The organism is Paenibacillus sp. Soil522 (assembly GCF_001428245.1).
Taxonomy (GTDB): Bacteria; Bacillota; Bacilli; order Paenibacillales; family Paenibacillaceae; genus Pristimantibacillus.
This window is the reverse complement of the sequence record NZ_LMRV01000050.1, coordinates 29,706-52,267: the sequence shown is the minus strand read 5'-3', so window position 1 is coordinate 52,267 and position 22,562 is coordinate 29,706. Positions and strand designations below refer to the sequence as shown.

General features: G+C 50.8%; 18 protein-coding genes. 8 read left to right on the top strand and 10 right to left on the bottom strand.

The genetic code is table 11. From position 1 onward, the window contains the following. Positions 1-77: 77 nt before the first annotated feature. A complete protein-coding gene (locus tag ASG81_RS16735; RefSeq protein WP_056636490.1) occupies positions 78-1,436 on the bottom strand; it encodes an IS4 family transposase in 1,359 nt (452 codons plus the stop codon). Between the two features lie 314 nt (positions 1,437-1,750). Here ASG81_RS16735 and ASG81_RS16730 point away from each other — a divergent pair, with 314 nt between their 5' ends. Together ASG81_RS16730 and ASG81_RS16725 are read left to right on the top strand one after the other, a co-directional pair. After that, positions 1,751-2,137 carry a plastocyanin/azurin family copper-binding protein gene (locus ASG81_RS16730; RefSeq protein ID WP_056636488.1) on the top strand — a complete coding sequence of 129 codons (387 nt, stop codon included), beginning with the start codon at positions 1,751-1,753 and terminating at the stop codon, positions 2,135-2,137. Positions 2,138-2,366: 229 nt separating this feature from the next. Further along, positions 2,367-3,047 (top strand): SDR family NAD(P)-dependent oxidoreductase, encoded by a 681-nt coding sequence (locus ASG81_RS16725; protein WP_056636486.1) that lies wholly within the window; start codon positions 2,367-2,369, stop codon positions 3,045-3,047. Positions 3,048-3,160: 113 nt separating this feature from the next. Here ASG81_RS16725 and zapA read toward each other — a convergent pair whose 3' ends face one another. From zapA to ASG81_RS16705, 4 genes are all read right to left on the bottom strand, one after another. Further along, complete coding sequence (zapA, locus tag ASG81_RS16720; RefSeq protein WP_056636484.1) at positions 3,161-6,154, bottom strand: cell division protein ZapA; 2,994 nt, start codon at positions 6,152-6,154, stop codon at positions 3,161-3,163. A gap of 196 nt (positions 6,155-6,350) precedes the next feature. Continuing rightward, positions 6,351-8,792 (bottom strand): phenylalanine--tRNA ligase subunit beta, encoded by a 2,442-nt coding sequence (pheT, locus tag ASG81_RS16715; RefSeq protein WP_056636482.1) that lies wholly within the window; start codon positions 8,790-8,792, stop codon positions 6,351-6,353. A 24-nt stretch (positions 8,793-8,816) separates the two neighbouring features. Then, the gene (pheS, locus tag ASG81_RS16710; protein WP_056636480.1) at positions 8,817-9,851 is read right to left on the bottom strand and encodes a phenylalanine--tRNA ligase subunit alpha; all 1,035 of its coding nucleotides are present in this window, start codon (positions 9,849-9,851) and stop codon (positions 8,817-8,819) included. Positions 9,852-10,407: 556 nt separating this feature from the next. Further along, positions 10,408-11,823: a copper resistance D family protein gene (locus ASG81_RS16705; RefSeq protein ID WP_056636478.1), complete on the bottom strand. Its 1,416-nt coding sequence runs from the start codon at positions 11,821-11,823 to the stop codon at positions 10,408-10,410. Positions 11,824-11,995: 172 nt separating this feature from the next. On the opposite strand from ASG81_RS16705, the gene ASG81_RS30975 reads away from it, so the two are divergent. Next, positions 11,996-12,148, top strand: coding sequence for a hypothetical protein (locus ASG81_RS30975; RefSeq protein ID WP_155971609.1), 153 nt, complete (start codon positions 11,996-11,998; stop codon positions 12,146-12,148). 101 nt (positions 12,149-12,249) lie between these two features. Here the strand turns inward: ASG81_RS30975 and ASG81_RS16700 are convergent, their stop codons facing one another. Beyond that, a complete protein-coding gene (locus tag ASG81_RS16700) occupies positions 12,250-12,663 on the bottom strand; it encodes a gamma-glutamylcyclotransferase family protein (RefSeq protein WP_056636476.1) in 414 nt (137 codons plus the stop codon). A gap of 60 nt (positions 12,664-12,723) precedes the next feature. On the opposite strand from ASG81_RS16700, the gene ASG81_RS16695 reads away from it, so the two are divergent. The 3 genes from ASG81_RS16695 to ASG81_RS16685 all read left to right on the top strand — a co-directional run bounded on the left by ASG81_RS16695 (position 12,724) and on the right by ASG81_RS16685 (position 17,237). Further along, positions 12,724-13,614, top strand: coding sequence for an AraC family transcriptional regulator (locus tag ASG81_RS16695; RefSeq protein ID WP_081417391.1), 891 nt, complete (start codon positions 12,724-12,726; stop codon positions 13,612-13,614). Positions 13,615-13,723: 109 nt separating this feature from the next. Next, on the top strand, positions 13,724-15,013 hold the full coding sequence (locus ASG81_RS16690; protein WP_056636473.1) for a glycoside hydrolase family 27 protein: 1,290 nt from the start codon (positions 13,724-13,726) through the stop codon (positions 15,011-15,013). Positions 15,014-15,857: 844 nt separating this feature from the next. Beyond that, positions 15,858-17,237 (top strand): Glu/Leu/Phe/Val family dehydrogenase, encoded by a 1,380-nt coding sequence (locus tag ASG81_RS16685; RefSeq protein WP_056636471.1) that lies wholly within the window; start codon positions 15,858-15,860, stop codon positions 17,235-17,237. A 123-nt stretch (positions 17,238-17,360) separates the two neighbouring features. Here ASG81_RS16685 and ASG81_RS16680 read toward each other — a convergent pair whose 3' ends face one another. Then, positions 17,361-18,680 (bottom strand): VWA domain-containing protein, encoded by a 1,320-nt coding sequence (locus tag ASG81_RS16680; RefSeq protein ID WP_056636469.1) that lies wholly within the window; start codon positions 18,678-18,680, stop codon positions 17,361-17,363. A 153-nt stretch (positions 18,681-18,833) separates the two neighbouring features. Between ASG81_RS16680 and ASG81_RS16675 the strand changes: the two genes are divergently transcribed. Further along, positions 18,834-19,136 (top strand): hypothetical protein, encoded by a 303-nt coding sequence (locus ASG81_RS16675; protein WP_056636466.1) that lies wholly within the window; start codon positions 18,834-18,836, stop codon positions 19,134-19,136. Positions 19,137-19,209: 73 nt separating this feature from the next. Here ASG81_RS16675 and ASG81_RS16670 read toward each other — a convergent pair whose 3' ends face one another. The 3 genes from ASG81_RS16670 to ASG81_RS16660 form a co-directional block, all read right to left on the bottom strand. Beyond that, positions 19,210-20,172: an aldolase catalytic domain-containing protein gene (locus ASG81_RS16670; protein ID WP_056636465.1), complete on the bottom strand. Its 963-nt coding sequence runs from the start codon at positions 20,170-20,172 to the stop codon at positions 19,210-19,212. 310 nt (positions 20,173-20,482) lie between these two features. Then, positions 20,483-21,229, bottom strand: a complete 747-nt coding sequence (locus ASG81_RS16665) for a GTP cyclohydrolase II (protein ID WP_056636463.1) — start codon at positions 21,227-21,229, stop codon at positions 20,483-20,485. Between the two features lie 30 nt (positions 21,230-21,259). Continuing rightward, positions 21,260-22,024: a DODA-type extradiol aromatic ring-opening family dioxygenase gene (locus ASG81_RS16660; RefSeq protein WP_056636461.1), complete on the bottom strand. Its 765-nt coding sequence runs from the start codon at positions 22,022-22,024 to the stop codon at positions 21,260-21,262. 147 nt (positions 22,025-22,171) lie between these two features. Here ASG81_RS16660 and ASG81_RS16655 point away from each other — a divergent pair, with 147 nt between their 5' ends. Next, entirely contained in the window at positions 22,172-22,501 is a 330-nt protein-coding gene (locus ASG81_RS16655; RefSeq protein ID WP_056636459.1) for a winged helix-turn-helix transcriptional regulator, read from the top strand. The last annotated feature ends 61 nt before the right edge of the window (positions 22,502-22,562 follow it).

The window sequence follows — 22,562 nt, the reverse complement described above, 5'->3', positions numbered from 1 at the left end:
GCTGTATTTAGCTGACTTTTTGCCAAAAGTTACAGCTTTGTAACCAAATACTCACCGAATTTTAAGAATTATTTAACTCAACTTTCGCAGCTCGAAATTGGTAAATAAACCTTGATATAGCTGGGTAAACCAGCTATCCAATTCTGGAGTTGACGATGAATCAGTTTTGAGATTCTCTTTCCTGCCTTCGCGGCAACTTCGTTCATCAGTTCGACCAGTTGTTGAAGCGCAACGACCCAGTCCATCGTACCAACTTCGTCGCACAATAAATAGAACAGTCCTCCAATCGTCCGCTGATCCGTGCTCTGGCGATGCTGCCAAGCAAGTAAGATGTAGCGAGCGAATACGATCGTCGTATGGCTAATGAGCAGATCGTAAGAGCGGCCTTGAAACTCCTTCTGCAGGCGCAGCAAGGATTTGGCGCACTTAAAGAAGACTTCAATTTCCCAACGCATTCTGTAAATCCGAATGATGTCCGAAGCAGTTAGCGTAAGATCGGTAGAGAGGATAGCTAGCCATTCCTTCTTCTTGGAGCGATGACGGACGAATACAACCGTGACCGGGATTCCCGGGGCTAGCTCTGTCCGAATCTGCCGAAGGATGTTTCGGTTCTTCCCCTTGATGCGAGTCGCAGTTGCATAAAGTGAATTCAGGCAAATGCGTTGCCCATCTACCAGGTATCGCTTTTTATCATTTTTGACCATGCCAATGACATGTAGTTTTCGATCCCGCATCTCTTGAATCAGTGGCGCGTGAGTAAACCAGCTATCCATAAGCACATAGGATGCAGAAATGCCGGCAGCAATAGCGCGATCCAGCATGGCGGTGATGTTAACAGGAGCACTTTGCAGCGCTTCTTTCCGACGCTTGTAACCTGACGAGCGTTTATCGATTCCGTCGGCGATCCCATTGATGCTGGAGTTGTTCGAGCTGAGAAGCGCGAAGTCAACCGGAACGAAGGAATGTCCATCCGTCCAGCCCATGGTTAGCATGCGAAAACCCTTGTAGTACGCCCCTGTAGCATGATCCTTGAAGCGTGCGAGCATCTCGACAGCCTTGCTCCGGTTACGTTCAAACATCGAATCGTCGAAGATGAATGCCGTCTCGCGTGTGTCAGAGGTCAGGTGCTCCATGCGATGAATCGTCTCACGGCTTAGTAGTGTTAAAAAGCGGCGCCAAGCGTATCCGCTGTGGTTGAGAAAGCGATAAACCGCATCTTTCCCGGGGTAATTTGTGCCCCGTTGGCTTTCGAGCAGACGAAACCAATTCTTCTGCTGGAACAGCAGCACAAATATGATTCGGAACAACGTCGCACAGGTGAAGCCGAATTTCTTTTTGAAGCCAGAGTCATTCAAGTGTTTGATGACTTTCAATTCCTGGAAAGCAGGTTTAATTTCTGCTGGCAGTTGATCAATGGATAGCTTTTGCTCTATCATAGAGAAGACACCTCTTCTGTGTGGTAGTGATTGGTCGCACTTTCACTTTACCAAACGAAGCGGTGTTTTTCTATTTTTCAAGCAGGGTATCTCATGAGCCGCAAATATAGAAGCTGCGTGGGCTTACGCTGATTTATTAGGTGCGAAAGTTGAGTTATTAAGAAAGCGGTGTTTTTCTATTTTTCAAGCAGGGTATCTCATGAGCCGCAAATATAGAAGCTGCGTGGGCTTACGCTGATTTATTAGGTGCGAAAGTTGAGATAATAACCCAACGATATAATTAGGTTGGACAATTGAAAGGGGAAAATATCCAAATGAAAAAATGGTTACTATTTGCAAGCGCAATGTGTCTAACGTTTGTCATTGCGGCATGCGGCGCGAACAATACGAAGGAAGCTAACAAGGAAGTGGACACTGTCGTTGCGGACAGCGGCGCAGCAGCCTCTGATCTTGTAATCACAGCATCCAACTGGAAGTTTGACCAGAAGGAATATAAAATTAAAGCCGGACAAACGGTTAATATCGAGCTTGATTCTATCGAAGGCATGCATGGCGTTCAAATCAAAAATACCGATTATACGATTTCTGGCGGCAAAGCCGTTCCCGTCACTATTAGTGAACCAGGCACTTACGAAATGATTTGCAACAGACCATGCGGCACAGGCCACATTGAGATGAAAGCGACGCTTGTTGTCGAATAAATTTATACGCCGGAAATCAGGGGCTGCTCCACAGGTTTTTTATAACCTGTAGGACAGCCTTTTTTGTTTTCTTGGATTAATCCATCCCCCTTACAAGACATCTTCATTGATCGCTTATATAATCTTTACTTACCCTTTCAGTAAAAAAGTCTGATGCATCAACCTCTTCCCCTGCCACTCTCCCTCTGCTAAGATATTCACAATACAAACAGCGAATGGAGGAATGGTGATGGGTGCACTACAAAATCGAGTCGCCATTATTAGCGGAGCAGGCACCGGCCTCGGCCGCGCAGCATCACTTTCTTTTGCAGCGGCAGGCGCGGATGTCGTCCTGCTGGGAAGACGAATTGCAAAGCTTGAGGAAACCGCATTAGCCGTGAAGGCGAAGACGGGCAAAGACGCGCTTGTGCTGCAAACGGACGTATCCGACGAGCAGCAGGTTCAGGACACCATTTCTGCTGTCATCCGGCACTTTGGCCGTATCGATATTATTTTGAATAGCGCAGCCGTATTCGAGCCAGGATCTATTGCGGAATTAACGTCGGATGAATGGCAAAATCAAATTGCAGTCAATTTAACCGGGCCGTTCCTGCTCTCGAAAGCTGTCATACCCGCTATGCGTAAAGCAAAGTACGGACGAATTATCAATATAACCTCCGGACTGTCTTGGAACGGAGCAGGCGGTTACGCAGCTTACAGCGCAGCCAAAGCCGGTTTGGAATCGCTAACCCGCACACTTGCTGACGAGGAGCATGAGCATGGAATTCTCGTTAACCTGTATAATCCTGGTACGCTCCGCACAGAAATGCACGCAACCGGAAAAGATCCCGCAATCGTTACACCGGATCTGATACGGCTAGCCAGCTTGCCTGTTGGCGGGCCTACCGGCACAATCGTCTCATACGGTTAAGCATGTTCAACCATATGTACAGTGAAAACGCATTAATATAAACAAACACCGCAGAAACAAGTTCCGGCTTTTAGCCTAAGCTTGTCACTGCGGTGTTTGCTGTGCTTATGGGATTAGCTTTGCTCGATAAGCTCAATCCACTCGTTATATTCGGTTTGCAGCTTCGAATACTCATTTTTCAGCTTGTGATGCTGCTCAAGCAAATCGCTATGGTCCCCGGCCAGCTTTTCCGCAGAACGTGCCGCTTCATCGCGCTCATAGGAAAGCGACTCCAATGCGCTCGCTGCCTCATCGCGCTCATATGCCAGCTGCTCCGCTTTGCGCGCGGCTTCGTCCCGCTCGTTCGCAAGCCGCGCCGTATACTCGCTCAGTTCTTCCTTCAGCTCGGACGCTGCCGCTGCTTCCTGCATCGCTCTCTCCAGCTGTTCTCGCAGTGTCTCTTCATCAGCTTCCCGCGATTGCTTCTCAAGCTCAAGGCGCTTCGCTTCGGCGGCCGTCTGCTCCGCATACTGCTGCTGTGCTTGCAGACGTTCGCTGAGTTCGCGTTCGCGGGCTGCAGCAGCTTCCAGCTGCTGCCCTGCAATACGCTCACGTGCCGCCGTAATTTCAAGCTGCTCGGTCAGCTCTTGTTCTCTGGCTTCCAGCTTCTCAAGCTCGGTCTTGTAGAACTGTTCTCCATCCGCAGCGGAAGCGGCTATTTTCTCGATTTTACCCAGCTGCTCTTGCAGATTCTGAATCTTAGTCTCGTAATCATGCAGCTGCTGCAGCAGCTGCTCCTCTTGATTCGCTGCCAGCTGCTTAAGCTGTTCGTCATGCTTAGCGGCCCATTGCTGCAAGCGCTTCTCGTGTTCATCCTCCAGCTGCTTGCGCTCTTCCTCCTGCTTAGCAGCAAGCTCGATGTATTGCTCTTCATACTGGTCAACCAGCTGTTCAGAAATGGCTGCCTGCTTAACAGCAAACGCCTTCGACTCAGCTTCATAATCGTTAGCCAGCTGTTTATTTTGCTCCTCGTACTGAACAGCCTGCTCAAGCAGCTGCTCTTCATATTGATTAGCCTGCTGCTTATACCGTTCTTCATGCTCAGCTACTTTCTGCCTTGCTTGCTCAGCAAACTCGCGAGCGAGCTGTTTGTTTTGCTCCTCGTACTGAACAGCCTGCTCAAGCAGCTGCTCTTCATATAGATTAACCAGCTGCTTATTCCTCTCTTCATACTCGGCTGCTTTCTGCCCTGCCTGCTCCTCGTATCCAAGAGCAAGCTGTTTGCGCTGCTCTTCGTGCTGAACGGCCTGTTCGAACAGCTGCTCTTCATATTGATTAGCCAGCTGCTTATATCTTTCCTCGTACTCCGCGACAAGCTCCCTGGTGTGCGCATCATGCTCGGCAACAAGCTGTTCGCAGCGATCATTGCTTTCTGCGGTCATCTGTTTAAACAGCTCATCATTTTCCGCTTCGATAACTCTTAGCTGCTCCTCCTGCTCCTGACGCAGCGTTCTTACCAGCTCATGTTTCTCTTCCTCAACCTTCTGCATTTGCTGCTCATGCTCTTCTTTCAACGAATCTCGCTGATTTTCAAGCTCTGCACGCAGCAAATTCCTGTGCTCTTCAAGATTATTCCCATGCATCTGCTCAAGCTCTTCCTGCTCAATCCGCAGCTTGAGCAGCTGCTCCTCCTGCTGCCTTTGCAGCTCCTCGAGCTCGAGCTGCTTCTGCTCCTCGCGCTCCAGCGCCTCTTTTAGACGCTGCTGCAAGTCCGTTGCGCGTTTATCCGCAGCAGAGACATGGCTCCGTTCGTGAGCGAGCTTCTGCTCTAGCTCTTGAACCATCGCATTCGCCCCGCTATTGTGCTCTTGCAGCTCCGCTAATTGGCTGCGCGCATCATTCAGCTCGCTTTGCGCAAGCAGAAATTCACTTTCCCGTTCGTGAATATTCCGCTCAAGCTGCTCGTTAGACGTACGGCAGGACTCCTCCTGCTCCATCGCCTGAACGAGTTGATCATCCGCCTCAGAAATACGATTCTCCAGCGCTTCCTTCTCTTCCTTCCAGCCTTGCTGAAGCTCGGCAACCTGAGCTTGCAGCTTGCTCCGCTCCTCAAGCCAGCCGTTTCGCCGGCGCTCAAGATCAGCGCGGAATGCTTGCTCGCGCTCCTCGCCCAGACGGGCTAGCTCAAGCTGCGAAGCCTCGGTATGTGCCAGCCAGCTCAGCTCGCGCTCATCCCATTTGTTCTGCCAGTTCCCCTCAAGCTCGGTGAGCAGCGTCTCTTTCTCCGCGTTAAGAGAAGATAGCGCAGCTTCCTTCTCTGAAATCAACGCTGACAGCTGCTCGGCACTCGCCCTTTCAAGCTCGGATATTTGTATTTCCTTTTCAAGCTCCAGCTCAAGCTGAAAATTTTCTTTGGCCTGCTGCAGCTCTGCCAGCTCGGCTTCCTTTTGATTTCTCAGCTCGGACAGTTCAGCCTCTTTTTCATTTTTCAGCGCTGCCAGTTCCGCTTCCTTCTGATTTAGCAGCTCTAACAGCTCCGATTCCTTTCTCATCTGCAGCTCAGCCAGCTCAGCTTCCTTCTCCGCCTGGATCCGGGCAATCTGCTCATCCTTCTTCGTTCGAAGCGCTGCAATCCGTTCCACATTTTCTTGCGTAAGCCGGAGGATCGTTTCCTCCTGCGCCTTCATGGCCTCTCCAGCAGCCGCCTGCTGCTCCGCTGCCTGCTCTGCCGCAAGCGCCAGCATTTCAGCTAGCTCCTCTTCAGCGGCTGCCTTTGCCTTTTGCAGTTGCTCCCTCGCCATGCGCTTAGTCTCAGCCAGCTCGGCCTGCAGCGCGACTGACTGCTCGCTTATGTGCTCCAGCTCGCGAATCATCAGGTTAAGCCTTGCTTCCTCCTCTAGAAGCCTAGTATTATCGCGACGCAGACGGTAAACTTCCTCCATGATTTGCACGGCCGAGAGCACCGCCAGCTTCGGCATATCCAGACGCGGATAACCTTTCGCCAGCTTTTTCATGCTTTCGTCGATTGCCGCCGCAACCTTTTTTATGTATTCCACATTGGAATGGCCTTTTAATTTATATTGAACTCCATATATATCAACCGTAACAACTGTTTGATCATCATCCATTAAGGCGAATCCTCCTATAGTCCAAATAGAGCAAGCGTAACGGCTGTCAGCGACCTTTAGCTTCAAAAACTCGTTTCGCGTTAAATATAGGCATAATCGTCGTTGCAAATTAAATTATGCCTTATATTTAAAAGGAAAAAAGCCGCATCAATAGCTCACTAGGAACTATTTCGATGCGGCTTTGAAGGTTTCCTGCCTACTTGCGCAATTCAGCTGCAAAAGATTGTTCTAATTGTAAAACGACCTTCCCATGCAGTTCCGTTACCTCTTCATCTGTCAAGGTACGCTCTGCATGACGGTATACAAGCGACAGCGCAACGCTCTTCTTGCCTGCGCCGAGCTTCTCACCGGTGTAGACGTCGAATACGCGAACGGACTCCAGCAATTCTCCTGCCGTTTCCCATGCTGCGCCGGTTAGCTTAGCAGCCGCCACCTCTTGGTCAACGACTACCGCGATATCGCGCTGCATAGCCGGATAACGAGGAAGCACTTTGTATTCGATCCCCGAATCAGCCAGCTCGTAGATCAAGTCAAGACCGATTTCAAGCACATACGTGTCAGCAAGATCCGCCTCCAGCTGAAGCGCAGGATGCAGCTGTCCTACGTAACCGATCACTTCATTGCCTTTTGGCGTATGAAGAATAACGGCTGCTGTTCTGCCCGGGTGGAAGTGCTCAGGCTTAGCTGCTTCGTACGTTACGCTTGCCGTTAAGCCCAGCACTGCAAATATCGTCTCCAAGATGCCTTTCGCATCGTAAAAATCAACCTGAGACGCCTTCGCATTCCACTGCGCCTCCGAACGATTGCCTGTCAGGAGCGCCGCAATCCGGTGCTTCTCGTGCGGCAAGCGCGTCAGCTGTTCTTCATCCGTGTGGAATACGCTGCCGATTTCAAAAAGTGCCGCTGACTCATTTTTACGGTTGCGGTTATAGGCCGCCGTTTCGAGCAGCTGGGCGATCAGCGTCGTGCGCAATACGCTGCGGTCTTCGCTCATCGGCATCGCTAGGCGAACCGGAGTCGTATGCTCGGCAAGTGCCGGGAAAAGCTTCGTCCGCTCAGGCCCCGTGAAGGAATAGCTGACGACCTCATGAAGTCCCGCATCGGAAAGACGCTTGCGCAGCTCGCGGCGAATAGCCTGCGGCTTCGTCAAGGAGCCGGGCACGACATCGCCGTGAATAAGCGTTGTCGGAATTTCATCATAGCCGTACAAACGGGCCACTTCCTCGATCAAATCAACCGCGCGCGTAATATCACCACGGCGCGTCGGTACGTTTACGGTAAACACATTGCTGTCAGACAGCTCATACTCAAAGTGCAGGCGGCCAAAAATCGTCTGAACTTCAAGTCTGGATAGCTCCGTACCGAGATAGCCGTTAATTTTATCTAAGGATACAGCCACTTTAGCCGGCTTCGCGTCCCCCGTAGATTCCTCCACAATTCCTTCGGTAATTAAGCCTTCCGCTAGCTCTGCAATTAGAGAAGCCGCGCGATCCAGCGCAGGGATAACGTTTGCCGGGTCAACCTCTTTCTCGAAGCGGATGCTCGATTCCGAGCGCAGTCCCAGCTGACGCGACGTTTTCCTTACCGTGCCGCCGTCGAATCTTGCCGATTCAAGCAAAATGTTAACCGTCTCGCCCGTTACCTCCGTGCTCGCTCCGCCCATTACACCAGCAAGCGCAACCGGATCCTTACCGTCTGTAATGACAAGCATATGCGGCTCCAGCTTGCGTTCCTGATCATCCAGCGTTACGAGCGTTTCGCCTGCTTTCGCAAGACGAACATCGATGCGTCCGCCAGGTAAACGATCGGCATCAAAAGCATGCAGCGGTTGACCGTACTCCAGCATAACAAAGTTTGTTACGTCTACGACGTTGTTGATCGGACGAACGCCGGCAGCAATAAGCCGGTTTTGCAGCCACAATGGGGAAACGCCGATTTTTACGCCTTTAATATAGCGGGCCGAATAATGCGAGCATTGCTCTGGAGCGCTGATGCTTACCGATACAAGGCTATCCGTGCGCACTGTCGTATGGTCCACAGTTACGTTCGGCAAACGAACTTCGCGGCCTGTCAGCGCACCGATTTCGTAAGCTACCCCAAGCATGCTGAGGCAGTCGGAACGGTTCGGTGTCAGATCAAGCTCAAGCACCTCATCGTCAATGGCAAGCACTTCGCCGATTGGCGAACCGATCTCCGTAGATGCCGGAAGGACAAGAATACCCTCCTGCTGCTCCTTCGGAAGCAGCTTATCGTTAAGGCCCAGCTCCTTCGCCGAGCAAATCATCCCTTGGGATTCGACACCGCGCAGCTTCGCGCGCTTAATTTTAAAATCGCCGGGAAGCTGCGCGCCAATGACAGCGACCGGAACGAGCTGGCCTGCATCGACATTTTTGGCTCCGCATACGATTTGCAGCTCTTCACCCGTGCCAACGTCAACCTTACAAACGTTCAGCTTATCCGCATCCGGATGCTTCTCCTTCGACTTCACATAACCGGCAACGACGCCGGTAACGCCCTTGTTGCGGGATTCGACTACGTCGATCTCAATACCGCCGCGCGTCATTTTCTCCGCAAGCTCTTCTCCGGTGAAGCCGGATAGGTCGATATATTCATTTAACCATTTATAGGATACGTTCATCTCTCTTCTTCCCTTCTCTCATGACTACATTCTTGCGAATTGGCTTAGGAACCGCAGATCGTTCGTATAGAAATGACGAATATCGTCAATGCCGTATTTCAATAACGCGATACGCTCGACGCCCATACCGAAAGCAAAACCGCTAACCTCTTCCGGGTCATAGCCTCCCATTTCAAGAACGCGAGGGTGCACCATGCCGCAGCCGAGAATTTCAAGCCAGCCCGTATGCTTGCACATCCGGCAGCCTTTGCCGCCGCATTGCACGCAGGTTACGTCAACCTCGGCGCTCGGCTCCGTGAACGGGAAGAAGCTCGGGCGGAGCCTGATTTGCGCTTGCGCGCCGAACATTTGCTGCACGAATTGCAGCAGTGTTCCTTTCAAATCGCTCATCCGAATGTTTTTGCCGATAACGAGACCTTCGATCTGATTGAACTGGAACGAATGCGTCGCATCGTCATCATCGCGGCGGTATACTTTACCCGGGCAAATAACTTTAACAGGCGTTTGTCCATTCATTGCCTTCATCGTGCGAACCTGCACAGGCGACGTATGTGTACGCATAAGAATATCATCCGTTACGTAGAACGAATCCTGCATATCGCGCGCCGGGTGGTTTTTAGGCAAATTCAAGGCTTCGAAGTTATAATAATCCGTTTCCACCTCTGGTCCCTCTGCAATCGTATAGCCAAGGCCGATAAATACATCCTCGATTTCCTGAGCTACCTTATTCAAAGGATGCACGGAGCCTGTAGGCAGCTGCTTGCCCGGAAGCGTGACGTCCAGCGTCTCCGCCAGGAGCCGGTTATTCGTCTCCGCTTGCTGGAATGCCTCCTGCTTCTCGTCAATGACTGTTTCGATTGCTGCACGAACATCATTGGCAACCTGACCGATCACCGGACGCTCTTCGGCACTCAGACCGCCCATTCCGCGCAAAATTTCAGTCAATGCGCCTTTCTTGCCCAGATACTTGACACGCAAATCATTTAACAGCTGGGGAGTATCCACTTGCTGCAGCTCCTGCAGCGCTTCGCCGCGCAGCCCTTCCAATCTTTCCTTCATTCTTCTTCGCCTCCATATCATCTTCCTTAAATCAAGACACAAAAAAAGGCCCTCTCTCCCTGAAGGGACGAAAGAACCGTGGTACCACCCTAATTCGGACCGCTTTCCTGCCTGAGCGTATAACTTAACGTATAGTTATCGCTTGCCATACGGCAGCGGATTGCAATCCCTTAGCCCCATAACGGCGGGAACCGGACTTTCCCTACCCGCGCCGGACGGCATGCCGCCATGGCGTTTCAGGTGTCTGCTCCGGAGCGAACTTTCAGCAGCCTGATTTCACAAAGACGCTCTCAATCAACGGCGTCTTCTCCCTGTGCGAAAGCACTGCTTACTTCTCTCCATCATCGCTTTACTGCGAATATGAAACAATAATCTATATTATATGCAATCTGCTGCAGCGTTGCAACCGCAAAGCTCGACTTCTTGCAAACAAACGTTACGCATCAGTCGAATGGATGAAGCGGCCGCATCGGCAGCCTTCCTCATCGATCGACCAAGCCTTGCTCAATGGCGTAGCGCGTCAGCTGAACCCGGTTGTCGAGATGAAGCTTCTGCATTAATCATTACGAAATGCAATCAGCTGCTTCGTTTCTGTGCCGGTTATATCGGTAATGAACAGCTCTGCCGTCCAGCCGCCGCGCGCCCGCAGCTCAACATTGTCAGACACATAATCCGTCTCAATGAAGCCTGGAAAAGAGGAATAATACCCGCCGCTGCCGCTTCGAAACGGAACCTCGATAGCCGCGCGTTGCGGACGGTCGGCGTCCCGCAGCAGCAACCTTACGGAAGCCGGCGCGCCAAGCTGCTCTGGAAGCCATACCTTCAGCGTAACATGGTTCGGTCCGGGTCCATTTGGCGTAATGTTAATCGTGAAATGCAGCTTTTCGCCCATTTTATGAAAGGATAGCGGCTCCGTAACGGGAACGGGGCTGACATAGGTAAATATACTTACGATGAGAAGCACAATGCCCATCAATAGCCCGTCCAGCTTCAGCAGCCTGCCGCTTGGCAGCTTGCGCTGCCGAGCCCGTCTGTGAAGCAGGAAGCCTACGCACGCGATGAGCAGGATCAAGCCTGCTTTCGTAAGGAGCATGATGCCCCAGCTCGTATATAACAAATAACGCCAGGTTGGCAAAAGGAGAACGGTCATCCAGGTCCCGCTAGCCGTCAGCAGCAAAATCGTCAGCCATGCGATTTTCGTAAAGCGCTCCGAGAATCTCACTGCCTCCTTACGGTCTGCGCGCCAGAACAACAAAAGCAGCAGCAAGCCGCCCGCCCACAGGGCTGAGCTCGCAATATGTATGAAGTCTAATACGATTGCCAGCGTATTATTGGGAAGCGCATTTACGTGCCCGTTAAAGCTCTCCGCCGCGGCGAGCAGCAGCGCCCATATGAGTTTGAACGAATCCTGCAAGCGCAGTACAGCAAAGCCCAGCAGTGACAGCACAATTAACGCCGCCCATGACTTTCCGGTTGCCGTTTCCGTGAGCAAGCGGATCCACTCGTTCGGACTGCTGCCGTCGTAGCCTTTCATTAAATGGCTGACATGGACGAATACGAATAGAAGGACAGCGAGCAGCAGCCCTCTTAAAGCATAAATCCCCCATTTGTCTACAAGCTTGCGCGAGTCGTTATTCGCATCCTCCGGAAGCGCAATGGACCAAAGCATTAACCCGGCCGCCAGCATAAATGCGAAATAATAGACCGCTCTAACGGTAAAAAATAAAACCTGCTGCACCGAGAAGCCCTCTTTGGAGCCGGCGCCTTCCGAAGGATTATGGCCGACATGCTCATGCGGGTCGAATGAGGCCGCTTCAAGGCCGGCAATCGGTTGTGCGAAAGCCTGGTGCGGCGGAAGCAGCAAGGACGCGAATGCTGTGAGGATGAGAACCAGCATGATGATTGCCATAACATTCGTCCGCATGGAGGATGATGATCGATTAGCGTTAATTTGAAGCGGAATATTAACCAATGATTTCACTTCCCTTTATGTCGTTCTGCTTTAGTGTACTAGACCGATGTCAAAAGAACAATTCCAGTATGGCATGCAAAGAAAAGCGCAGTTTAATGAGACTTCACGTATAGCAAGATGCCTAAAGGACCATTATACTAGTAAAACAGCACCAATAAGGAAAGGAATGACGATGATGGACAAGGATTATCGCATTGCCGAGCTAAGCAGTCAAAGCGATGCGCTTGATGCGATCCGCAAGCTGGAGAAGCAACTGACTGAAACTTACGGCTCGGAAGTCGCGCTTATTGCTTATGCCGCAGAGAACGATGAAGACAATGACTAGGGCGATGAGCCGGGGAGCATAAATGCAGCAAGTGTAAACAAATGCCGCTTTTTCAATAAAGGCATGGCCCCCTTGTACAGCAGGGGGACCATGCCTTTTATTTATAGAGCATCCGTTATTTTGCGGGCGAAAAAGTCCGGCCAATAGGCATCTGCTATGGCGGGGAAGCCTCTGCTCGTATCCCACACGTAAACCCAGCCTGAAACGCTTCGATTCACAGAATCGAAGACCCATATCCGGTGATAATCATTTTGCTCCTCGATGCCGTAAAATTCCTCAAGCGCATCCATTGCTGCTAGTCCCTGTCTATCGACGGTAATCCATTGGCCGCGTATAATACTATTGCACTGCCTTGCGGCCGAATCCCGAACGGCTGCCGGATAAGCGCCGCAATCAACCATTCTTCCGGCAATTTGACCCGGCTTGTAGCATTGTACATAAGACGAAACGATATAATGATTGCTGTGACCGGGAAGCAGCGAGCCGTAAATAAAGACGAGAATTTGCTGTGTCATCTTCTCCGCCCCTTTCCAAATGAATGAAATACCACATGATTATACTTCCAGGAGGTGCTTATGCACATGGTTGTGCAGCAGCCTTACGGCGTATATGGCTACCGTTTTCAAGACCAGCCCCAGCTGCCGGTCTACCAGCTGTTCGCCACCGGCTACCAGGAGGTGACAGATACGGATTACTATTGGGACGGTATGAAACGAATCGACGGGCCGTTGTACTTGTTTCAGTACACCGTTTCCGGTTTTGGCCATTACAGGCTCGGTGAACAAACCTATGAAATACCTCCCGGCACTGCATTCTTGGCAGAGATTCCGGGCGACCATCATTATTGCTTGCCGCGTTCGAGCGACCATTGGACCTTTTATTTCGTATTGTTCCGCCAGCAGCATTTGCAGGAGCTGTGGACCGAGCTGCTGCAAACGGCCGGCGTCACGCCTTCGTTCGGGCAGTCAAGCGCCGTCGTCCGCTCACTGCAGGGCTTGTATGCGGAAGCGCACAGCAATCGAATACAGAACAGCTTTCAAGCATCCTCGCTTATTTACCGTTTGATGATGGATCTGCTTCAATCGAGCACGGCGCAGCAGCAGGAGAAAGCGAATTGGCCGCAGCAAATAAAGCTGGCAGCCGCTTATATGGAAGCCGAGTTTCACCGTTTACAGAGCTTGGATGATGTTGCTGGCGCCGCCGGACTGTCCAAGTATTATTTTACGAGAATGTTTACCCAAACGACAGACATTTCTCCTATGGATTATGTCACGAAGCTGCGGATTGAGAAGGCGGTTCAGCTGCTCCGTTACAGCTCGCTTCCCGTGGAGGAAATTGCGTACGCCGTAGGCTACTCAAGCGGCAGCTACTTTAGCAAAGTATTCCGAAGCCGCGTCGGATTTCCGCCTGCCGATTTCCGCTTGGCCAAGGCGCTTCCCTCGATCGATCGTTTACAATTCGATTAGAGAGCAATATTTTACATATTCCCGCAATAAATTGTGCTAGTCACTGACTACCGTTTCGTTTTAAGATTATCGCATAGAGCAATATTACGATAAGAGAGGACGAAATATAATGACTAAAGCTTCTAAGCATCATCAATACGCCCTGACTCCGCCGATGGGGTGGAACAGCTGGGATTGCTACGGCGCCAGCGTCCGCGAGGACGAGGTTCGCGGCAACGCGGAATATATGGCCGAGCATTTGAAGGCATATGGCTGGGAATACGTCGTTGTGGATATCCAGTGGTATGAGCCAGGCGCAGATTCTTCGCAATACCGCCCATTCGTGCCGCTTGAAATGGATGAGTACTCCCGCTTGCAGCCTGCAGCTAACCGTTTTCCATCCGCTGCCGGCGGCAATGGATTTAAGCAGCTTGCGGATTACGTGCATTCCCTTGGACTAAAATTCGGTATTCATATTATGCGGGGCATTCCGCGTCAAGCCGTTCATGCCGATACCAAAATACTCGGCTCGAATGCGACCGCCCGCTCGATCGCACATCCGAACTCGATTTGCCCATGGAATACGGACATGTATGGCGTCGATGCGTCCAAGGACGGCGCGCAGCAATATTACAACTCCTTGTTCGACCTGTACGCGTCATGGGGAGTGGACTTCGTCAAAGTGGATGATATCGCCGCATCCAGACTGTACGGCATTCATTTGAACGAGATCAAATTGATCCAGAACGCAATCGCGCAATGCGGCAGACCGATGGTGCTCAGCCTCTCGCCCGGACCGGCTCCTCTGGAGCATGCGGAGGCGCTCACGGAGCATGCGAACATGTGGCGGATGACCGATGATTATTGGGATCTGTGGCATCTGCTGTACGAGATGTTCGAGCGCTGCGAGAAGTGGGCGCCGCATGTTGCGGAAGGAGCATGGCCGGATTGCGACATGCTGCCGCTCGGTCACCTGGGCATCCGTTCCGTCGATGGCGGAGGAAACGACCGCTGGACAAGATTTACGCGGGACGAGCAGCTGACGATGATGTCGCTATGGGCGATTTTCCGCTCGCCGCTTATGTTTGGCGGCGAAATGCGCGACAATGACGAATGGACGCTGTCATTGCTCACTAACGATGAGGTGCTTGCCCTGCATCGCAGCGGCAGCGGCGCCCGCCAGCTTTACCGTGAGCAGGAGCGTATCGTATGGACGTCTCGGGACGAAGAAGGCACGCTGTATGCTGCCTTGTTTAATGCCGGAGAGCAGGAGGATACGGTTACGGTCACGCTTGCGCAGCTGGGCTTAACTGATGCTCCGCATGCGCGCAGCCTTTGGACACGCGAGGACCTCGGAGTCTTGAACGAGCTGTCGTTCAAGCTGCCGCCTCACGGCTCGCTGCTGCTTAAATTGACCTAGCGTTTAAAATGAAAACCAGTCAAAGCACCGGGTAAGGTGTTAGACTGGTTTTTGTTTATTTTGCTCTCGTTAACCGCCGGATGATGTAGAGAGCCAGTTTCTGCCGGTTGCGCACTTTTCGACACAGCAGCCATCCTTTTAGAACAAAGGGGATCAAACAATGCTCTAGCAAACTTAACAGGAAATCCTCCTGCTAAATGGACGTATTGCTTACCAGAGCTGCATCTACATGGAAAATCTCCCGCTAATTCCAGCGTTTTCTCGGGCATTGTGCGCATGCGATGGAATTTACGGGAGGTTTTCCAGTTAATTAGTCAAAAGAGCATCAAAGAGCATCATTAACAGGAGAAATTCCAGTTAGCACGTTCAAACGGTTCGTCCCTTTAATGAAAAGTTTTTTAGCTCGATGACGTTTTTGGTATGGATGCCAGCAAACTGCTTCTGACGAAATAGAGGAAAATTTTTTCTCTATATTCTCCTAATAACCCCATACAGCAACAATAGAGAAAGTTTATTTCTCTATATCTCTCAAAATTAAATCTAAGCCCTTTAACGAGCCGTTTCTGATGAATTAGAGAAAATTATATTCTCTATTTGCCTCCAGCTAACCCAAACAGCAGAAATTGAGAAAATTTCTTACTCTATCCCCCTCCCCTCCAACCACCAGCCAACGAGCTCTTTCAACCCCATAGAGCAACATAACCGCTTATTTTGGCTTACACGTTCCAATATGTTACAGTTACAGTTAGGTTCTATTGCAAGCATTTCACGCGTTAGCTATTTACGCAATAACGTTTCGCTTTGAAAGCATCTCATTTCAAGACTCAAAGGAGGTCGTTTAGTTATGGCAAGCCAAACAGGAGCTATCGTGCAGCAGTCCTTAAATGCTTTAATGGGTGACCCCGCTTTTTTACCGAATTTGCAAAACCAGTCACGCGAGCAAGCCTTTCTTTCGCTTGCCGCTATTTTATCCACACCTAACAAAGTACATAAAGCCTTTTTGCGTATAACGGTTGATAACGGCAACGTCGTGCGTATTCCGGCCTATCGTATCCAGCACAACGATACGCTGGGGCCTTACAAAGGCGGCATCCGTTTCCACGAATCGGTAAGCGAGGACGAAGTAACGAATCTTGCAGCGCTAATGACACTCAAAAACGCCCTGCACGAGGTTCCGTTTGGCGGCGGCAAAGGCGGTGTCGTCATTAACCCGCGCTCCTATTCAACGAAAGAGCTCTACCTCATTTGCAAAAAATACGTGCAATACTTCAGCGACGTGCTCGGTCCGGACAAGGACATTCCCGCTCCCGATATGGGAACCGGCGAACGCGAGATGGACTGGATGATGGCAGAATACAAGAGCATTCATCCCGGTCAGCCTTACCTCGGTAGCTTCACGGGCAAAAGCGTCATCAACGGCGGTTCGCTGGGCCGCAGGGAAGCAACCGGCAAGGGCGTCTATTTCACCTTCCGCTATATGCTGCATGATTTCCTTAAAGCGCAAAGCAGCCGGCTTGCAGGCAGCACGAATCCGTTCGTACAAACGGCGCTTGCGCATGCGGGCAAGCCGCTGTCGATCGCGGTGCAGGGCTTCGGCAACGTAGGCTCAGTCGCTGCGATGGAAGCTTATAAATGCACTTATTTACAAAATAAAGTGGTCGCCGTAAGCGACCGGAACGTGACGCTCTACAATCCGGACGGCCTATCGGTTCCGTCTTTGCTTGAATATGCCGCTCAGCATCAGGGGGATTTGCCCTCTGATGAAGCGGCTCTATCCGCGCTCGGGCTGAAGGCGCAAATTCTCGGCCGCGAGGATGTCTTGTATTTGGATGTCGATGTGCTGATCCTTGCCGCGCTTGAGGAGCAAATCCGCCAAGACAATGCCGGGCGTGTAATAGCCCGCATCATTGTCGAAGGCGCCAACGCGCCTGTCACCGGTGGAGCGGACGAAGCGCTGACCGCTAAGGGAACGATCATCATACCCGATATCCTGGCGAATGCAGGCGGCGTGATCGTCTCCTATTTCGAATGGCTGCAAGGACGGGAAACGCAATTTTTCAGCGAGGAGCAGGTATATAAGATGCTGTATGATAAAATGCAAAAAACGTTAATCAGCATCCTTCCAGCTTTCTTCGAAAATCCGTTCCCGCTCCGCCATAATTGCTATAATCACGCGGTTATGAAGCTATCCACCGTGCTGTACCGTCAAGGCAAGCTTTATTGACAAGCGCAGACGGCTGATGCCGTCAGGTCGGCAAAGGCCAAGACTCGCTATATAGCCAAAATAAAGGGCAATCCTTCCAGCAGCTTCGGCTGCCGGGGGATTGCCCTTTCGTAATTGGCCGGTCTACTCCTGCACGTAACGATTGATGACCTCAACGAGCAAATCATTCAGCAGCTTAACCTCGTACTCGCCAACAGCCGGCTCTAAGTGACCGCTTCCGATGCCGCTATCGTCGGTCAGAAATAAATAAGTGCCGCCTGTCGCCATCGCCATAAAGCGCATCAAATATTCCGTTTCCACGCTGACGCCGCTCGAAGCTACCGGAATAATCCGTATCCCCTGCTCCGCCGCATCCTCCGTGAGCTGCTTCATCTCGTCAATAATTTGCTTATCATCATGCGGCGGCGCATCCAGGACGAGGAACAGCATTCGCGCGCGCGCTTCCTTGCTCCACTTATGCTCATGAAGAGCATTGCGCAGCGCTTGATCGACTGCCTCCGGGAAGTCGCCTCCACCCTCCGCCTCTTGCTTACTGAACTGATCGGTCACTTTATTGATATCCGTCGTAAACGGATACGGCTTTACGATGTAATCGTCATGCTTATCGCGGTAAAAGTTTGCGCTGATGCGTATGCCAAGCTGATTCGCATGCTCATCGGACACCCGGTTCACAACATCCTTCAGCTCTGCCTCCAAATAGTTCAGCTCATCCTCCATGGAACCGGTCGTATCGACGACAAACATGATGTCTACCTGATCCGAAAGCTTAGCGCCTGTGCCCAAATCGACCTTGATGCTGCCCTGCTGCGGAATTTCCAGGTGCTGAGTCGTTTTACTTTCCTGCGCCGACTGTACTTTAACCGTATACTGGCCTAAATTTGCCGTATCCCTTTCAAATAGCCCCGCATAAACGTAGGCTCTTCCCTCCGTGTTTGTGCGCGCCTTCCAAATCGATTGCTTGCCGGCGAGCAGCTCTACGCCCGCATCCGACACCGCTTTCCCGTTAGCCGTTACGACAACCTCCAGCCTGTGAAAATTCCAAAACTGCCAGGCCCGCTTGCTGATGTCGCCCTCCCCAGTATTCAGCAAATTGCCAAACCGCTCCCAAGCCGCAAGATCATCCCATTCGCCAGCCGTCAATTGTCCCGCTTGTACATCCTTGTCCGGATTTTGATAGCTGCGTTTGCCTCCTTCTTTCTCTTTTACGGGCTCCTCACTTATAGGAGCATGATCATCGCTGCCCGAGCTTATTTCTTTATTTTCTGCCGCTTCGCTAGTCGTGTCTCCTCTGTCTGCAGCATCCCGGTTTCCGCTGTTCGATGCTTCGTTCTCTGAAGAAGAGCACGCGCTTAGCATTAGCAGCATCGCAAGACAAACGGCTGCAAGCCAGCTCCGGCCTTTTCTTTGTTTCGTAGCCCTTTTTAACGAATGACCCACTTTCATCCCTTCAGCCCCTCATCTTTGTATTTCCTAATCTGACGAATATAGGCTTGTGAATGTTGCATAAATAGGCCAGTACCATTACAATCGTTTACAGACATGCGGCGAGTCCTAAAATCGGCTGCATTAAGCTTTGTATACAGGAGGACTTCACCCTTGGAAACATTCGAAATCATCGCTTTTGAAATGACCTATCAGCAGAAGACGATACAGCTATCCTTCACATCCGCCGAGCTCGTCCGAATCACCGAATATGGAGATCGCCTGTGGTACGTCGATATAAACGGCGTAGGCGACCGGGAGCTTCTCGCATGGTTTGGCAGAAGCGAGGATATTGGGATTGAGCTTATTGCGATCGCAAGCAGCGGCCAAACCTTTCGCGGGAAAGGGTATTTCCACCCAAACGAGCCGCATCAAGCGGCCGCCGTTCGAGGCGATGGCGAGCTGTTTGAGCAATAGTCCGTAGCAAAAGAAAAAGCAGCTCCGACAAGTCATTTTCACGACTTATCGGAGCTGCTTTTTAATCGTATTATTATTTGCTGTGAGCGATCTCAGGTGTTGTAAGGCGGTCGTAGAACTCCACGCCTTTGTCTTTGTCTGCGGAATCACGCAGCGCCATCGCGGAGCGGGGGTGCTCGTCCAGTATGCCCGTAATCATGTAAGGGATAATGTAGCCCCATTCTTCCTTCTCGCGAAGCGGAATCATGAATTTCTCGATCATGTCGAGAACAGGACGGATGCTGTATTTCGAATTTTTAAGCTCAGATACAAGCAACTCCGTGTTGCAGTTGCCGGCAGCGCGGCCCATACCGTATACAGAAGCATCAAGCAGCTCAACGCCGTTTTCTGCCGCAAGCAATGTGTTAGCGAAAGCAAGTTGCAGGTTGTTGTGCGCGTGAACGCCAAGGCGTTTGTTCGGCAGGTGGTGACGGAACTTATCAACCAGGTAGCTTACGTCACTTGGCTTCAAGCTGCCGTAGGAGTCAACGATATACACAACGTCAACTACGCTTTCATTGATTAGCTCGAATGCTTCGATAAGCTGATTTTCCATCACGTTCGAAAGAGCCATAATGTTCAGCGTCGTCTCGTAGCCGCGATCGTGGAATACTTTAACGAGCTCTAGCGCTTTGTCTACGTCTTGGATGTAGCAAGCAACGCGGATCAGGTCAAGAAGGCTCTCGCTGCGCGGCAAAATATCGTTCTCATCGACGCGGCCGATATCAACAAGCGCGGAAAGCTTCGTGTTTCCTTTGTTCGGAATGACTTTTTTCAAGAAATCATCGTTCAGGAAACGCCAAGGGCCTGCACTGTCAGCGCCTTTAAGCAGCTTTGGCGAGTTTTTGTAGCCGATTTCCATATAATCGACGCCGGCTTCGTTCAAGCTTTGGTACAAATGCTGAACGAATTCGACACTGAAATCCCAATTATTTACGAGTCCGCCATCGCGGATCGTGCAGTCAACAATTTTACAATGGCTTGTTTTTGATTGCATGCGTTGTTACTCCTTTAATGTGAACATGAGTTCATTTTTTCTCATCATACTTGAAAAAGAAGAGGAACGCAAAATAATTTTGTCGTTTTATAGCTGATTTAGATGCTTTTTCGCATCTACGTCCGGTTCTCGATTCGTCGTTTATTATAACCAATGTTTTGCACCGATCATCCATCCTTTCCTTACTAATGGATTGTGATCGGATAAATATTCAGACGATACGTAAGCAGAGTGTCGATTTGACAAAAAAAACCGTTTCTACGCATTCACGTAAGAAACGGTTTCCGCTGAATAAATGGCTGCCGCGCCTTTATTGAACTAGTATATGCGGCTCTTGTCCGAAATGACCTGACCGATTCATTTTCGTTTGAATGTATTTCTCGTTGTAGACGGAGGAGTTGCCCCATAACGGCACTCTGCCGGCAACATTCATGCCCGATTTGCGCAGCGCGTCCACTTTACGCGGATTATTCGTAATAATCGACACCGGTAAAACGCGCAGCAGCTTAAGCACGGCGATGGCATCGCTGTAATCGCGCGCATCATCCGCAAAGCCCAGCTCCGTATTCGCGTCAACCGTATCAAGGCCGTCCTCCTGCAGCAAATAAGCGATCGCTTTACTGAACAAGCCGATACCCCGGCCCTCATGGTTCGCCAAATAAAATAATGCTCCCGAGCCGTGCTCGGTAATAATCCGCATCGATTGCTTCAGCTGGAAGCCGCAATCGCATCTTGCGCTTCCGAATATATCTCCCGTATGGCAGATGCTGTGCATCCGAATGAGCGCATCGTCGTTATTTTCGAAATCGCCGTATACGAGAACGCTGGATTGCTGGAGATCCGCATAGGAGAAGCGATTCAAATCGTCAACCAGCTGCTCGGGAGACTTCTCCTCGCCTGCCTCCTTGCTAAGCCAGCTATACCAATGAAACATCTTCGTTTCGCCGTCGAGCTCCACAGGAAGCCTGACCGGCCCGATGACATAAATATCGTCGCTTCCGCTTTGCGTACGTTTTAATTTATCTTTAATAATGGCTGCGATATTTGGTTTGATCATGCTTATTCACCTTCTCTAACGTTTATAAGATTAAAACTGCAAGGATAAATAGCTCAGTGTGCCGAACTGGTAGCTTCGATAAATGACCTCAGGCGCCGCTTCTGCCTGGCCGCTTCCAAGCGCGATATATAAAGGAACAAAGTGCTCTGCGCGGGGTACTGCCATTTTAGCATGCGGAGCAAGCTGTTCATACTGAAATAGAGAATTTAAATCCTGCTTATTCATTTTTTCGATTAGCCACTCATCAAATTCGACGGCCCAGCTTTCCGGCTCCTGTTGTCCCCATTTTACCGCCCTCAGATTATGGACGGTTACGCCGCTGCCGATCAGCAAAATATTTAGCGAGCTTAGGCTGCGCAGCGCTTCGCCAATCCGGTACTGCTCCTCTGCAGAGCGGTAAGGATTAACGGAAACCTGCACAACCGGAATGTCCGCCTTTGGAAACATATGCTTCAGCATCGTCCATGAGCCGTGATCGAGTCCGCGGTTCGTATCATAGGCTGCCGGTATGCCGCTCTCCTTCAGCAACCGGCCGACAAGTGCAGCTGCCTTAGTAGAACCTTTGGCTGGATATTTAACCTGGTACAGTTCATCGGGGAAGCCGTAAAAATCGTAAATCGTCTCGTATTCGTCATCCTTGGACGAGATCGTAACGACCTCGGTCTCCCAGTGCGCGGTGAAGATAACGATGGCATCCGGCTTCAAACCCGCTCCTGTTTGCTCAAGAAACCTGCTATATTCATTTTGCTCGATGGCGAGCATCGGTGATCCGTGTGCCAGAAATAAGGGCTTCATTGTTGTGCCTCCTTCAAATCACTTACTATTTGTAACTAATTATAATTTTATAACTAAAGATAGTCAAGTAATTAACAATATCCAGGTTCGCTTGTATAAATAAGATATTAAGGTTATACTTAATAGAAGTAAAAAGAGGTGATACGCATGGAGCAATCTAACCTTTGTCCCCGTTTCCAGAAGGGAATGGACATCATTAGCAGACGTTGGACCGGCCTAATCATATATCAGCTTTTGACCGGCCCGCAGCGATTCTGCGCCGTACAGTCCGCTCTCCCCATCAGCGGCAGACTGCTGTCTGAGAGATTCAAGGATTTAGAAAATGAAGGTATTGTCGACAGGCATGTTTACCCCGAAATACCTGTTCGCATAGAATATTCATTGACGGAGAAGGGCCGCGCACTTGAGCCGATCATCAGGGAAATACAAATCTGGTCGCAGGACTGGGTAGAGGTAGAGCCAATAACAGAAGAATGACCAGACCGGACCGGACCGACTCGAACAAAAGGGAATATCCCGCAAGCATGTAAAGCTGCTT